Annotated in this window: 11 protein-coding genes and 1 pseudogene; 11 read left to right on the top strand and 1 reads right to left on the bottom strand. The window is 48.1% G+C overall.

The window, feature by feature from the left end; all coding sequences use genetic code 11:
- Position 1: 1 nt before the first annotated feature.
- The 9 genes and pseudogenes from mutL to motX all read left to right on the top strand — a co-directional run bounded on the left by mutL (position 2) and on the right by motX (position 9,268).
- Positions 2-2,047: a DNA mismatch repair endonuclease MutL gene (mutL, locus tag AC3CIC_RS01160; protein ID WP_488515142.1), complete on the top strand. Its 2,046-nt coding sequence runs from the start codon at positions 2-4 to the stop codon at positions 2,045-2,047.
- Positions 2,040-2,966: a tRNA (adenosine(37)-N6)-dimethylallyltransferase MiaA gene (gene miaA / locus AC3CIC_RS01165; RefSeq protein WP_026024106.1), complete on the top strand. Its 927-nt coding sequence runs from the start codon at positions 2,040-2,042 to the stop codon at positions 2,964-2,966. Before mutL ends, miaA begins: the two co-directional genes overlap by 8 nt.
- A gap of 95 nt (positions 2,967-3,061) precedes the next feature.
- Positions 3,062-3,334 (top strand): RNA chaperone Hfq, encoded by a 273-nt coding sequence (hfq, locus tag AC3CIC_RS01170; RefSeq protein WP_016959113.1) that lies wholly within the window; start codon positions 3,062-3,064, stop codon positions 3,332-3,334.
- 26 nt (positions 3,335-3,360) lie between these two features.
- Positions 3,361-4,649 (top strand): annotated as a pseudogene (gene hflX, locus AC3CIC_RS01175) (ribosome rescue GTPase HflX).
- A gap of 53 nt (positions 4,650-4,702) precedes the next feature.
- On the top strand, positions 4,703-5,863 hold the full coding sequence (gene hflK, locus AC3CIC_RS01180) for an FtsH protease activity modulator HflK (RefSeq protein ID WP_016959111.1): 1,161 nt from the start codon (positions 4,703-4,705) through the stop codon (positions 5,861-5,863).
- 2 nt (positions 5,864-5,865) lie between these two features.
- Positions 5,866-6,753 (top strand): protease modulator HflC, encoded by an 888-nt coding sequence (hflC, locus tag AC3CIC_RS01185; RefSeq protein WP_016959110.1) that lies wholly within the window; start codon positions 5,866-5,868, stop codon positions 6,751-6,753.
- Between the two features lie 75 nt (positions 6,754-6,828).
- The gene (locus AC3CIC_RS01190; RefSeq protein ID WP_016959109.1) at positions 6,829-7,023 is read left to right on the top strand and encodes a DUF2065 domain-containing protein; all 195 of its coding nucleotides are present in this window, start codon (positions 6,829-6,831) and stop codon (positions 7,021-7,023) included.
- A gap of 122 nt (positions 7,024-7,145) precedes the next feature.
- On the top strand, positions 7,146-8,462 hold the full coding sequence (locus AC3CIC_RS01195) for an adenylosuccinate synthase (RefSeq protein WP_016959108.1): 1,317 nt from the start codon (positions 7,146-7,148) through the stop codon (positions 8,460-8,462).
- Positions 8,463-8,647: 185 nt separating this feature from the next.
- The gene (gene motX / locus AC3CIC_RS01200; RefSeq protein ID WP_371732924.1) at positions 8,648-9,268 is read left to right on the top strand and encodes a flagellar protein MotX; all 621 of its coding nucleotides are present in this window, start codon (positions 8,648-8,650) and stop codon (positions 9,266-9,268) included.
- 67 nt (positions 9,269-9,335) lie between these two features.
- On the opposite strand, the gene hmpA is transcribed toward motX, so the two are convergent.
- Positions 9,336-10,526, bottom strand: a complete 1,191-nt coding sequence (hmpA, locus tag AC3CIC_RS01205; protein ID WP_488515143.1) for an NO-inducible flavohemoprotein — start codon at positions 10,524-10,526, stop codon at positions 9,336-9,338.
- A gap of 201 nt (positions 10,527-10,727) precedes the next feature.
- On the opposite strand from hmpA, the gene nsrR reads away from it, so the two are divergent.
- Positions 10,728-11,162 (top strand): nitric oxide-sensing transcriptional repressor NsrR, encoded by a 435-nt coding sequence (nsrR, locus tag AC3CIC_RS01210; protein WP_016959105.1) that lies wholly within the window; start codon positions 10,728-10,730, stop codon positions 11,160-11,162.
- Positions 11,163-11,276: 114 nt separating this feature from the next.
- Positions 11,277-13,829 (top strand): ribonuclease R, encoded by a 2,553-nt coding sequence (rnr, locus tag AC3CIC_RS01215; RefSeq protein ID WP_488515144.1) that lies wholly within the window; start codon positions 11,277-11,279, stop codon positions 13,827-13,829.
- Position 13,830: the final 1 nt, after the last annotated feature.

Here is a 13,830-nt window from a genome sequence, read left to right on the forward strand (position 1 = left end):
CATGACGATTCAGATATTACCTGCTCGTCTGGCGAACCAGATTGCAGCAGGCGAAGTCGTTGAACGGCCAGCTTCTGTGGTTAAGGAGCTTGTCGAAAATAGCATTGATGCGGGTGCGACACGTATCGATGTTGATATCGAAAAAGGCGGCAGCAAACTCATTCGTATTCGTGACAACGGCTCGGGTATTAATAAAGATGAGTTGGAGTTAGCGCTTAGTCGTCACGCAACCTCAAAAATCACCTGCCTTGACGATCTTGAAGCCATCATTAGCCTTGGCTTTCGTGGTGAAGCGCTCGCCAGTATTAGTTCTGTTTCCCGTCTGACACTGACCTCTCGCACGCAGCAACAAACAGAAGCGTGGTCTGCCTATGCAGAAGGGCGAGATATGGCGGTTCAGGTTAAACCTGCTGCTCATCCTGTAGGGACAACCGTGGAAGTGGTGGATTTATTCTTTAATACACCCGCACGTCGTAAGTTTCTGCGCACGGATAAAACTGAATTTAGCCACATTGATGAATTGCTTAAACGTATTGCGTTAAGCCGTTTTGATGTGGCTATTACATTGCGTCACAACGGGACGATGGTGCGTCAATATCGTGCCGCCACTAATGATGCGCAGCGCGAACGTCGACTTGCTGCCGCGTGTGGCAGCCAGTTTGTTAAAACGGCCGTCGAGGTGAGCCTTGAGCATCAAGGATTAACCCTTCGTGGCTGGATATGCACACCACAAGGTGCGCGCGCCCAAAACGATATTCAGCATTGTTTTGTTAATCAGCGCATGATGAAAGACAAACTCATTAATCATGCTATTCGACAAGGCTATGAGGCGTCACTGCGCTCTGATCAATTCGCCGCATATGTGCTTTATATCGATATTGACCCTCATCAAGTGGATGTGAATGTCCATCCAGCCAAGCATGAAGTGCGTTTTCATCAAGCGAGATTGGTGCATGATTTTATCTATCAGGCTGTCGCTGATGCACTGATGCAAGTGGCAGCAGAGCAGGCGCATGACGCTCAATATTCACACCCAGAAGCGGGTGAATATGAAACGGCAACTGACAGTGCCCAGCTTGATTCGCCAGCACATCGTTCGGCGTCTACCTCTTCAATCTCAATGCCGACGAAGACAATTTCGTCGACAGCCGAACCGCGAGGCTTCGCATCTTCTCGTTCAGTTGAAGGTACGTCTCCTTCGTCTGACTCAAGTGCCTACTCAAAAGCCGAAGCCAATGTGGATTCGAGATATCCGGGACAGTCCGAAGGGACAGAGTGGCGAGCACAGTCTGATACAACGGGCAAAACCAATACTCATCGCGGTGAAAACAAAGCGCGGTTTGGTGAAGCAGCGCCATCGTACAGTGAGCAACGCGCTTATAAGGCGCTAATGACAACCCCTGTTGTTCCTACTCAACATGAAGTCGCTGAGCCTTCCAAAGCATTTTCAAAAACGCCGATTTCAGTCGGCCATGTTGATAAAGGATTGGGCAAAGCACTGGCGATTGTCTCATCAAAATATTTGCTGTTGCAGCGCATAGATGGTTTCGCACTATTGGATTTAGATGCGGCAGCGTATCTTTCGATACTTGGTCAGATGCGCTTTGCCTCTTCGGAAGGGTTAAAAGCCCAACCTCTATTAATCCCGCAGGCTTTGCCAGCGTCAGCGCAAGAAATCAAATTATTAGCACAATATGATGCACTGCTTCAGCAGTTTGGTATTGTTATCCGAAAGAAATCGTCTTCGCAAATTATGGTGATGGCGGTGTGTCAGCCGCTGCGCAAACACAATCTGCAGCACTTTGTTCCTGCACTTTTGGATGTTTTAGCGCAGAAAGGGGAGCAAGATGTGCTTTCTGAGGAACAACTGATGGATTGGTTGGCAGTACAAGCGACGCAAAAAACAGACGACTACGGCCTGTCGCAAGCCATTACACTGATCACTGAGTTAGAACACTGTTGGCAGGATCAGCTAGCAGCGCATTTTTCAACGTTACTGCGTCCGGTCGATGTGGCAACGGCAATAGAAGCATTCAAACATGACTAACGCTTTGCCTAAGGCAATTTTCTTAATGGGGCCGACCGCATCGGGTAAAACCGATCTGGCTATCGCGCTAAGACAACAGTTCCCCGTCGATATCATCAGTGTCGATAGCGCATTGATCTACCGTGATATGAATATTGGCACCGCTAAACCTAATGCGCATGAATTGGCATTAGCGCCGCATCGATTGATCGATATTCTCGATCCTTCTGAGGCATATTCCGCGGCTGATTTTCGCGCCGATGCGCTACGAGAAATGGCGGACATTGTCGCAAAAGGGAGAATTCCGCTTTTAGTTGGTGGTACGATGCTTTACTTCAAAGCATTATTGGAAGGTTTGTCACCTTTGCCTCCTGCGGATCAGGCGATCCGAGCTACTATTGAGCAGGAAGCGCAGATGCGAGGTTGGCAGTCACTGCATGACGAGTTGTGCAGTATCGATCCTGTCGCAGGAGCGAGGATTCATCCGAATGATCCTCAGCGACTGTCGAGAGCGCTGGAAGTTTTTCGTATTTCGGGTAAAACTCTGACTGAGTTGACCGAAACCAAAGGTGAACCATTGCCATATGAGGTTCACCAATTTGCAATAGCCCCTAAGGAAAGGGGGGAGCTACATCGCCGAATTGAGTTACGTTTCCAAAAGATGATGGAAGCTGGCTTCGAGGAGGAGGTTCGTACGCTTTACGATCGCGGCGATTTGAATTCAGATATGCCTTCGATCCGGTGCGTGGGTTACCGACAGATGTGGGATTATTTGGCGGGTAGCTGCTCTATTGATGATGCAGTCTATCGTGGTGTGTGTGCCACCCGTCAGTTAGCCAAGCGTCAAATTACCTGGCTTCGTAGCTGGGACAATTTGACATGGCTTGATAGCGACGACGTGCCGTTATCGTTACAAACAGTCACAAAGTGTTTAACCTGATCGCAGTTTGAGCAGGGTATACTTGGATTGTTGTAAGCGGCGTTGTTGATCTTTTTGTTGCTAATACAACTACAAACCAATAAGGAAAATTAAAAATGGCTAAGGGGCAATCTCTACAAGACCCGTTTCTCAATGCACTGCGCCGTGAACGTGTACCTGTTTCTATTTATTTGGTAAACGGTATCAAGCTTCAAGGCCAGATTGAATCTTTTGACCAGTTCGTGATCCTGCTGAAAAATACCGTCAACCAAATGGTGTACAAGCATGCGATTTCTACCGTGGTCCCTGCTCGCCCAGTGAATCATCATCATAACAATCCTACTGACCGCCCAGCAGGCGAGCGTCAGCAAGATAAGACTGAGGAGTAACAATCCTTTGGTAAGGAGTTGATCGCTTGTTTGACCGTTACGAAGCCGGTGAACAGGCTGTTTTAGTTCATATCAACTTCACCCAACAAGGCGAATGGGAAGATCTCAGCGAACTCGAATTGCTGGTATCGTCAGCGGGGGTTACGCGGTTGCAAACGATTACAGGCAGCCGACAATCCCCGCATTCCAAATACTTCGTTGGTGAAGGTAAAGCCCTCGAAATCGCAGATGCCGTCCGGATGACCGGGGCAGAAATCGTCATTTTCAACCATGCGCTATCACCTGCGCAGGAGCGAAATCTCGAGCGGTTAATTCAATGTCGTGTGCTTGATCGCACCGGCCTAATCTTGGACATTTTTGCTCAGCGAGCCCGCACTCACGAAGGTAAGTTGCAGGTAGAACTGGCGCAACTTCGTCATCTATCGACTCGACTTATTCGAGGCTGGACGCACTTAGAACGTCAAAAAGGCGGTATAGGCTTGCGTGACCGGGTGAAACTCAGCTAGAGACTGACCGTCGTTTGTTACGTGATCGCGTCAAGGCGATTTTGCGTAGACTTGATAAAGTCGCCAAACAACGAGAGCAGGGGCGACGCGCAAGAAATCGCGCTGAAGTGCCGACTGTCTCGTTGGTGGGATACACCAATGCAGGCAAATCTACTTTGTTCAATCGCATTACGGATGCCGGTGTTTATGCAGCTGATCAGCTGTTTGCAACGCTTGACCCGACATTGCGTAAGATCGAAGTGGAAGATGTTGGCGACGTTATTTTGGCAGATACCGTTGGATTTATTCGACATTTGCCCCATGATCTCGTTGCGGCATTTAAAGCTACGCTCAAAGAGACGCAAGAAGCGACGCTATTGCTCCATGTCATCGATGCTAGTGATGATCGTTTCCGGGAGAACATTGACGCAGTTAATGTGGTTCTTGAAGAGATTGATGCACACGAAGTACCAACTCTGTTGGTGATGAACAAGATCGATAATATGGAAGATGCATTGCCGCGTATCGAACGTGATGATGAAGGCGTCCCAAGAATTGTTTGGGTATCAGCGCTTGCAGATCGGGGTATAGATCTTCTTTTTGAGGCACTGACCGAAAGGCTGGCGGGGACTATGGTAAGCTATCGCTTACGTATTCCACCTTCGGCCATTGGCAGAATGCACAGTAAATTCTGTCGGTTGCGTTGTATTTTGCAAGAAGAATACGATCAGGACGGACATTTGCTGATCGATGTGCGCTTACCTCAAGCCGATTGGCTAAGGTTAAGAAAACGGGAAGGCAGCGAGTTAGGCGACTTTATCGTCAACTAACAGACTGTTACAGTATAAAAACTATCGTCATATCATATTGATGGAGTGCTCTAATGGCGTGGAATGAGCCAGGAAATAATGGCGGTCAGGACAAAGATCCGTGGGGTAATCGCGGAGGTCGTGACCAAGGACCGCCGGACCTCGATGAGGTGTTTGGTAAAATTAGCCGCAAACTGAGTGGTTTGTTTGGTGGCGGTAAAGGTAAAGGACCATCTTTTGGCAGCAGTGCTGCTGGTTTGGGCGTAGTTGCCGTTGTGGGTGTGGTTATTTGGGGCGCGACAGGCTTTTACACTATCGGTGAAGCTGAGCGTGGTGTTGTATTGCGCTTTGGTGAGTACAACCGCATTGTTCAGCCTGGTCTGAACTGGAAACCAAATTTCATTGATGAAGTCACAACCGTCAATGTCCAAGCGATTCGTTCTTTGCGTAGTTCAGGCGAAATGCTGACCAAAGATGAAAACGTTGTGAGCGTTGATATGGACGTTCAGTATCGCATTGCAGATCCAGAAAAGTATCTGTACTCGGTAACTAATGCGGATGACAGTCTACGTCAGGCAACTGACTCAGCGCTGCGTGCGGTCATTGGTGATGCGGTGATGGATGATATCCTGACTACAGGTCGTCAAGAGATCCGTACAAAAACTCAGACGGAAATCAATCGTATTATCGACCGTTACGATATGGGTATCTTGGTTGTTGATGTGAACTTACAAGGCGCGCGAGCTCCGGAACAAGTTCAGGATGCATTCGATGATGCAATCAAAGCGCGAGAAGATGAAGAACGCTACATCAAAGAAGCAGAAGCTTACAGTAACGACATTTTGCCTAAGGCAACGGGTCGAGCTGAGCGTCTGAAGAAGGAAGCGTTGGGTTATCGTGAGAAAACCGTCAATGAAGCTGAAGGTGACGTGGCGCAGTTTGAAAAGCTGCTTCCTGAATATCAGGCTGCACCTGAAGTGACGCGTAATCGTCTCTATCTGGAAACCATGGAGCAAGTCTATGGCAACACCAGCAAGGTACTGATTGACTCACAAGCGGGCGGTGGTAACTTGCTGTATCTGCCTTTGGATAAGTTGATGAATCAAGCGCCTCAACCTCGTACCAATTCTGATACCAATGCGATTGAATACGGTATTGAATTGGAAGCGTCAGGCCCATCTGGAGTGCCTAGCCCAAGTTCTAGTCCAACGACAACGCGTCAGGGGAGATACTAATTATGCGTAAGTTATTAATCCCTCTGATTATTGTTTCGATCGTTGTTGGTTTGATGTCAGTGTTTGTGGTTGATGAAGGCGAGCGTGGAATTGTGCTTCGTTTTGGTCGAATTCTGAAAGCGGAAGACGATCAGGCGAAAATCTACGGACCAGGTTTGCAATTCAAAGTGCCAGTGTTTGATAGCGTTCAGATCCTTGATGCACGTATTCAAACCATGGACGATCAATCTGACCGCTTCGTTACATCTGAGAAAAAGGATGTGATCATCGACTCCTACGTTAAATGGCGTATTCAAGATTTCGGTCAATATTACCTGTCTACAGGTGGTGGTAACCGTTTGACTGCTGAAGCGTTGTTGCAACGTAAAGTGTCTGATGGCCTACGAGCTGAAATTGGTTCGAAGACCATTAAAGAAATCGTCTCTGAGAAGCGTGAGCAAGTCATGGCGGATGTTCTGGACGAAGTGCAACAAAGTGCCAATGATATTGGCATTGAAGTGATTGACCTTCGTATCAAGAAAATCAACCTGCCAGACAAGATCAGTGAATCTATCTACGCGCGTATGCGTGCAGAGCGTGAAACGGTAGCGCGTCGCCACCGTTCACAAGGTCGTGAGAAAGCGGAAGTCATCCGTGCTCAATCTGAACTTGAAGTGGCAACCATTCTTGCTGAAGCAGAAAAAACGGCCCGTGTAACACGTGGTGAAGCAGACGCAGAAGTTGCGAATATCTACGCAGGTACTTTTAATAAAGAACCTGAGTTCTACAACTTCATACGTTCTCTGCAAGCTTACGAGAAGAGCTTTAGCAATAAGGGTGACATCCTAGTGGTTGACCCAAGCAGCGAGTTCTTCCAGTACATGAAAGAGCCAAACGTTAACCTGAAATAGTGTGGCGTTAATCGTAAAAATGAAAGACAAGGCATCGCGCCTTGTCTTTTTTTTGCCCCTAATTTGAGGTGTTTTATGGGAAAAGAGTTGTTATTAGCGATAGGCCTGGTACTGGTTGTTGAAGGTTTAGGCCCCATGCTTGTTCCGAACAAATGGCGAAATATGGTCAAGGAAATGAGTCAACTACAGGATACAACGCTTCGTCGCATAGGCGGATGCTTGGTGGTAGCAGGTATTGTCATCGCATATATGATGTGGCCGTCCAAGTAAATGAACAGAGCAAAAAACTGTGACAGCCTGATTAACATGTTCGGGACGACGGTTAAAAAATGACTGCAACGTTTAAATGAAGGTGCTAGAATCCCGTTTTAATCAGCAACTGACTGGAAAAGATGAGTAATAACGTAGTCGTTCTCGGCACTCAATGGGGTGACGAAGGTAAGGGTAAGATCGTCGATCTTTTAACTGAAGACGCAAATTACGTGGTGCGCTACCAAGGCGGTCACAATGCGGGTCACACTCTCGTTATCGACGGTGAAAAAACCGTCCTGCATTTGATTCCTTCTGGCATTCTTCGTAACAACGTTAAGTGCATCATCGGTAACGGTGTTGTTCTGTCTCCTGACGCATTGATGAAAGAAATGGGCGGCCTCGAAGAGCGCGGTTTTCCAGTTCGTGAACGTCTGTTCCTGTCAGAAGCTTGTCCGCTAATTCTTCCTTATCACATTGCACTCGACGTTGCTCGTGAAGCTGCTCGTGGTAAGAAAGCTATCGGTACTACTGGTCGTGGTATTGGTCCTGCTTACGAAGACAAAGTTGCTCGTCGCGGTCTGCGTGTTGGCGATTTGTTCGACAAAGAAGCGTTTGCCGAGAAGCTTAAGGAAGTGATGGCGTACCATAACTTCCAGTTGGAGCACTTCTACAAAGTTGAGCCTGTTAGCTACGAAGAAACGCTTGCGAAGATTTTGGAACAAGCTGACGTACTAACCAGCATGGTTATCGATGTGACTCAAGAACTTGACGATGCGCGTAAGCGTGGCGACAAGATCATGTTCGAAGGTGCACAAGGCACACTTCTGGATATCGACCACGGTACTTACCCATATGTAACCTCTTCTAACACAACCGCTGGTGGTGTTGCTGCAGGTTCTGGTTTTGGTCCACGTCACCTAGGTTATATCCTAGGTATTGCGAAAGCATACTGCACCCGTGTTGGTTCAGGTCCTTTCCCGACTGAGTTGTACGATGGCCTAGAAAAACAAGATCCAATCGGTAAGCACCTGGGTACAGTTGGTCACGAGTTTGGCGCGACAACTGGTCGCCTACGCCGCACTGGTTGGTTTGATGCAGTGGCAATGCGCCGCGCAGTTCAAATCAACTCTATCTCAGGCTTTTGCTTGACCAAGATGGACGTGATGGACGGCTTGGAAGAAATCAAAATCTGTACGGGTTACCAATTGCCAGACGGAACGGTTCTTGAAGTATCGCCAATGGCTGCTGATGCGTATGAAAATATTACGCCAATCTATGAAACCGTTCCTGGTTGGAGCGAAAAGACCTTTGGTGCGAAATCTATCGACGAACTGCCACAAGCAGCGCTCGATTACATTGCACGTATTGAAGAGTTGACTGGTGTGCCAATTGATATCATCTCAACTGGCCCAGACCGCAACGAGACGATCATTAAGGTTCAGCCTTTCTCGTCTTAATCGGTTCTAGATTGAAAAAAACCAGCCTTCGTGGCTGGTTTTTTTTTGCTCAAACGACTCTATACTGTTCATATTCCAGTGCGGAAAAATTTCGCCGTAAAAAGAGTAAAGTTAGGCAAGGTGTTGCCGATACAAGTTATGCAAGACACACAGTCTCTTAACAATCATCGTTAAAGTGGGTATGCATGAAACTGCGCATCTTATTTATATCAATCATGTTGGCTAGTTCAGCTGCAAAAGCAGAACTTGGCCCTGCATTGCCTGTATATGATGAAACGCAGTTGATCCGTCTGTTTGAAAGCAACAGCCATCTTAAGAAAGTCAAAGAAGACGAATGCCAGCTTCTGCAAGATATTGAAGCGCGTGCTATTCGTGTTGAATTACCCTCTTATCAATTCCTTTACGGTGACATGTTAGCGTGGGGAGTGTGTGTCGATCGTGATGTCGAGCAAGGTGTTTACTACATGCAGTTGGCAGCGCAACAAGGCCTACCAGCAGCGTTGGAACAACTGGGGCGATATTACTCTTTAGGCACTTTGGTGCAGCAAGACAAAGAGCGTGCGATTCCTTATCTTCGTGAAGCGGCGTCTTTGGGCAATATGCGAGCAAGGCTTCAATTGGCAGAATTGCTGGTGGCTGATTACGGCAGCCCACTGGATTATGAAGATGCTTATCGTTGGCTCTATCACACCATCACTGCCGATCAATCGACGCATCAAAAAGTCGCGATGCTTCGACGGGCGTTGGAAAACAAAATGCCACGTAACGTGATAGCGAGAGCGAAACGACGAGATACCTATTGGTGATCTTAACTTGCCACAAATTCAAAAACGCCCTGCTAGTGCAGGGCGTTGTCTTTTGCACTAGCTAGAGTTAGTCGAGGACTTTGTGTGGGCCAAAGCATTCGTAAAAAATACGATCTTTGGTGATACCTGAGTCTGTTAACTGCTTGGCGATTGACTGCATAAAACCGACTGGTCCACATAAGTAAAAGTGACGCTGGCTGTCTTCGGTAAGCGCTGACACCTTGCTAATATCCATCACGCCTTGATGATCATAATGCTGACCGCGTTGATCGCTGTCTTTTGGTTCGCGATACCAGACGTTGCGCTGTGCATTACCATGTTGCTCAACCAGGGTATCGATGTGCTGACCAAAGGCATGTTGCTCTCCATGCTCGGCGGCATGCAACCATTGGATATCTGCATTGTGTTGACCGCTCAAGCTTTCTAGCATTGCCAACATAGGTGTTAGGCCAACACCGCCAGAGATCAGTGCAACAGGCGTTGTGATGTCAGATTGGAAGAAAAAGTCGCCGCTTGGCGGCGCGAGGTCAACCACATCGCCAACATTAAGGTGATCGTGCAGATAGTTTGAAACGGTTCCTTGTGCTTCACGTTTGACCGAGATGCGATACTGTTTGCCGTTTGGCGCACAAGACAAGCTGTACTGACGGATTTCGCGGTTCGCAAATTGTTCCGGTGTGAGGTAAATACCAATGTATTGACCTGGGGTGTAATGAGCGACAGGTAGCCCGTCTTGCGGCGCAAACACAAAACTGGTGATCACCTCACTTTCTGGTGTTTTGCTTACAAGTGCGAATGGGCGAGTACCGCGCCAACCGCCTTGCGAGGTTTCACTTTGCTGATAGATTTCTTCTTCGCGTGTCACGAATACATGCGCCAGCACGCCGTAAGCCTCACCCCATGCATCTAGTACTTCTTGACCTGGCGAGTAAAGCTCGTCAATGGTTGCCAGTAGGTTTTCACCCACAATTGCATACATTTCAGGGGTGATATTAAAACTTACATGTTTTTGCGCGATTTTCTCAATCACAGGCAGCAATGCTGGCAAGTTATCAATATTGGCAGCATACCCGTGTACGGCATTGAACAGTGCCTCACGTTGCGCACCCGAAAATTGGTTGCTCATGTTGAAAATATCGTTGAGCTCGGGGTGGCGAGCAAACATACGGTCATAGAAATGAGCCGTGAGTTTTGGTCCGGTTTCGGCAAGCAAAGGAGCGGTCGACTTTACAATCTCAATAGTTTTGGTGCTGAGCATGATATACCCTTATCTGTATTTTAAAGTTTCATTTGAAATGCATGTTTAAAGTTGTATCTGAAATATATGTTTAGATCAACAAAAAAGTGTGACCGACTTAGAGCAAGAGATTGAAGCGAAGAGTGGCGATAAAAGAAACTGAGCACACGCGCGCCTTTTGAATCAGTTCGATGTACAATGCGCGCAAGGAGATTTGAAAACGTGCAATTAACCAGTTTTACAGATTATGGCCTCAGGGCGCTAATGTATCTGGCTATGCTGCCTCCTGGAGAGCTGACCAGCATTACCGTGGTCACTGAGAAGTATGGGGTGTCCCGTCATCATATGGTGAAGATAATCCACCGTATGAGTCAGGTTGGCTATGTGGAAGCCGTGCGCGGAAAGAACGGTGGGATCCGACTTGGTAAGCCTGCAACGTCTATTGTAGTCGGCGATGTGATCAGAGCCTTAGAGCCATTGCAAGTTGTCAACTGTGGCACAGATAATTGCCATATTACCCCTGCCTGTCGCCTGAAAAGTGCCATCGCGAATGCGTTAGACGCTTTTCTTGCCGAAATGGACAAACACACACTTCATGACATGGTGTCAGGCAACGACGACCTTCACCGCCTCCTTATCCCAGTTCGTCCGGCATAAAAAACAGTATTTGAGACGATCTGTCAGATTTTTCTGGCAATCCAGCCGGGCTACCCATTTTCTTTTATTTTAAGCGATATACTTGAAGACAAGTGTCGCTAACGGGAATCCTATATGTCTCAGGACAAACACCTACACAGCAACGATCCTTTTTTGGGTCGTGAAGCAAAAAACTACGATAACCCAGTACCAAGCCGCGAACACCTGCTTGAAGTCATCAAAGGTTTCACCACACCCGTCAATAGAGATCAGCTGTTTGAAGTGCTGGGCCTGAAAAGTGAAGAAGAATATGAAGGCCTTCGCCGCCGCCTTCGCGCCATGGAGCGTGATGGTCAGCTGATTTTTACCCGCCGTCAGTGCTACGCGCTGCCAGAGCGACTCGATTTAGTGAAAGGCACCGTAATAGGCCATCGCGATGGCTTTGGTTTCCTGCGCCCTGAAGGCAAAGGCAATCGTGATGATTGGCTATTACCGCATCATCAAATGAAAAGCGTCATGCACGGTGATTTCATTCTTGTGCAACCGGCGGGCACAGACAAACGTGGTCGCAAAGAAGCGCGGGTTGTACGTGTACTTGAAGAAAGAAAGGGACAAATTGTCGGTCGTTTCTTCTTGGAAGATGGCAATGCGTTCGTTGTGCCTGATGACTCACGCTTAAGCCAAGACATCATTATCCCTAAAGAAGATCGCAAAGGCGCTCGCATGGGTAACGTTGTTGTGGTGGATATTTTCCAACGTGCGACTCGTCAACAAAACGCCATGGGTCGCATTGTTGAAGTCCTTGGTGAAAATATGGCGCCGGGCATGGAAATAGAAATTGCCCTGCGTACTCACGACATTCCTAATGAATGGCCGCAAGACGTCGAGAAACAAGTAAAAGATTTCACGGAAGTCGTGCCGGAAGAGGCCAAAAAAGGCCGTGTCGACCTTCGTGACTTACCGCTTGTTACCATTGATGGCGAAGATGCACGAGACTTCGATGATGCGGTTTACTGTGAGAAAAAACGCTCCGGTGGCTGGCGTCTTTGGGTTGCCATTGCCGATGTCAGTTATTACGTGCGCTCAGATTCAGCGCTCGACAAAGAAGCAATTAAGCGCGGCAACTCGGTGTACTTCCCATCGCAAGTGATCCCAATGCTGCCGGAAGTGTTGTCGAATGGTCTTTGCTCGCTCAACCCACAAGTCGATCGCTTGTGCATGGTGTGTGAGATGACCATCTCTGAAACGGGCAAATTGTCCGGCTTCAAACACTATGAAGCGGTGATGAATTCCCACGCTCGCCTGACTTACACCAAAGTGGCGCAGATGCTGGATGGTGATGAAGAGCTGCGCGAGCGATACACTAAGCTGGTTCCTCACCTTGAAGAACTCAACAACATGTACAAAGTGTTGAAAGGTGCGCGTGAACAGCGTGGCGCGATTGAGTTTGAAACGATTGAAACTAAATTTATTTTCAATGCGATGCGTAAGATTGAGCGCATCGTACCGGTAGAGCGTAATGACGCGCACAAGATCATTGAAGAGTGCATGATCTTGGCTAACATCGCCTCAGCACGATTTGTTGAGAAGCACAAAGAGCCTGCGCTGTATCGCGTGCATGAAGCGCCGGCAGAAGAGCGCCTGACAGGCTTTAAAGACTTCCTGAGAGAGATGGGCTTGTCGCTGGAAGGAGGCCTTGAACCGTCGCCGACCGATTACGCCCAATTGGCGCACATCATTAGCAGTCGTCCGGATAAGGAGCTTATCCAGACCATGTTACTGCGTTCGATGAAGCAAGCTGTGTATCAGGCGGATAATGCTGGCCACTTCGGTTTGGCACTTAAGCAGTATGCGCACTTCACATCGCCAATTCGTCGTTATCCAGATTTGCTGTTGCACCGAGCGATCAAATACCTCATTGCGAAGCAAGAAGGGAATGAGCACGATCGCTGGACGCCAACCGGTGGCTATCACTACTCTGTGGATGAAATGGACAGCATGGGTGAGCAGTGCTCGATGACAGAGCGCCGTGCTGATGATGCAACCCGAGATGTGTCTGATTGGCTGAAATGCGAATACATGCAAGACCATGTGGGCGAAGTGATGCAAGGCACAGTGGCAAATGTCACCGGTTTTGGTTTCTTCGTGCGTCTGAACGAACTGCATATCGATGGTTTGGTGCATATCTCAAACCTTGATAATGATTACTACAACTACGACATGGTCCATCAAAAACTGGTGGGTGAAAGTTCAGGCCGCGTATTCCAACTCGGCGATCAAGTGACGGTCAAAGTATTATCCGTTAACCTTGACGAAAGAATGATCGACTTTGGACTGGATGGCGTGACACGCAAACCGCGTGGCGCAGGTAAAACATCGCGAGACAAAGCCAAGAAAGGCAGTGCTGAATCAGGGAAAAACCCGGAAGAAAGCAAAGAGCGCAGCTCTGTCCGCCAGCAACTAAAACGTGGCGCTATTCCTAAGGCTGCAGGCGACGAAAAAGCGTCTGAAGGGAAAGGAAAGAGAAAAGGAAAGCCTCGTCGCAAAGGATCCTCTGCAAGCAAGGAGCCTTCCGCAGGTAAAACGACTGACGGTACTCCAGCGAAGAAAAAGAGCAAGACTCAGAAGGTGCGCAAGAAAAAAGCGCAACGAAGCAAACCCGAAAAAGCAGGCAATCAAAAGAAGTAAC

The organism is Enterovibrio sp. QJM3NY_24, from assembly GCF_057786035.1.

Excerpts from the sequence above, each read along its gene's own strand:
- mutL (WP_488515142.1), top strand. The coding sequence starts at position 2 with ATGACGATTCAGATATTACCTGCTCGTCTGGCGAACCAGATTGCAGCA.
- miaA (WP_026024106.1), top strand. The coding sequence starts at position 2,040 with ATGACTAACGCTTTGCCTAAGGCAATTTTCTTAATGGGGCCGACCGCA.
- hfq (WP_016959113.1), top strand. The coding sequence starts at position 3,062 with ATGGCTAAGGGGCAATCTCTACAAGACCCGTTTCTCAATGCACTGCGC.
- hflK (WP_016959111.1), top strand. The coding sequence starts at position 4,703 with ATGGCGTGGAATGAGCCAGGAAATAATGGCGGTCAGGACAAAGATCCG.
- hflC (WP_016959110.1), top strand. The coding sequence starts at position 5,866 with ATGCGTAAGTTATTAATCCCTCTGATTATTGTTTCGATCGTTGTTGGT.
- AC3CIC_RS01190 (WP_016959109.1), top strand. The coding sequence starts at position 6,829 with ATGGGAAAAGAGTTGTTATTAGCGATAGGCCTGGTACTGGTTGTTGAA.
- AC3CIC_RS01195 (WP_016959108.1), top strand. The coding sequence starts at position 7,146 with ATGAGTAATAACGTAGTCGTTCTCGGCACTCAATGGGGTGACGAAGGT.
- motX (WP_371732924.1), top strand. The coding sequence starts at position 8,648 with ATGAAACTGCGCATCTTATTTATATCAATCATGTTGGCTAGTTCAGCT.
- hmpA (WP_488515143.1), bottom strand. The coding sequence starts at position 10,526 with ATGCTCAGCACCAAAACTATTGAGATTGTAAAGTCGACCGCTCCTTTG.
- rnr (WP_488515144.1), top strand. The coding sequence starts at position 11,277 with ATGTCTCAGGACAAACACCTACACAGCAACGATCCTTTTTTGGGTCGT.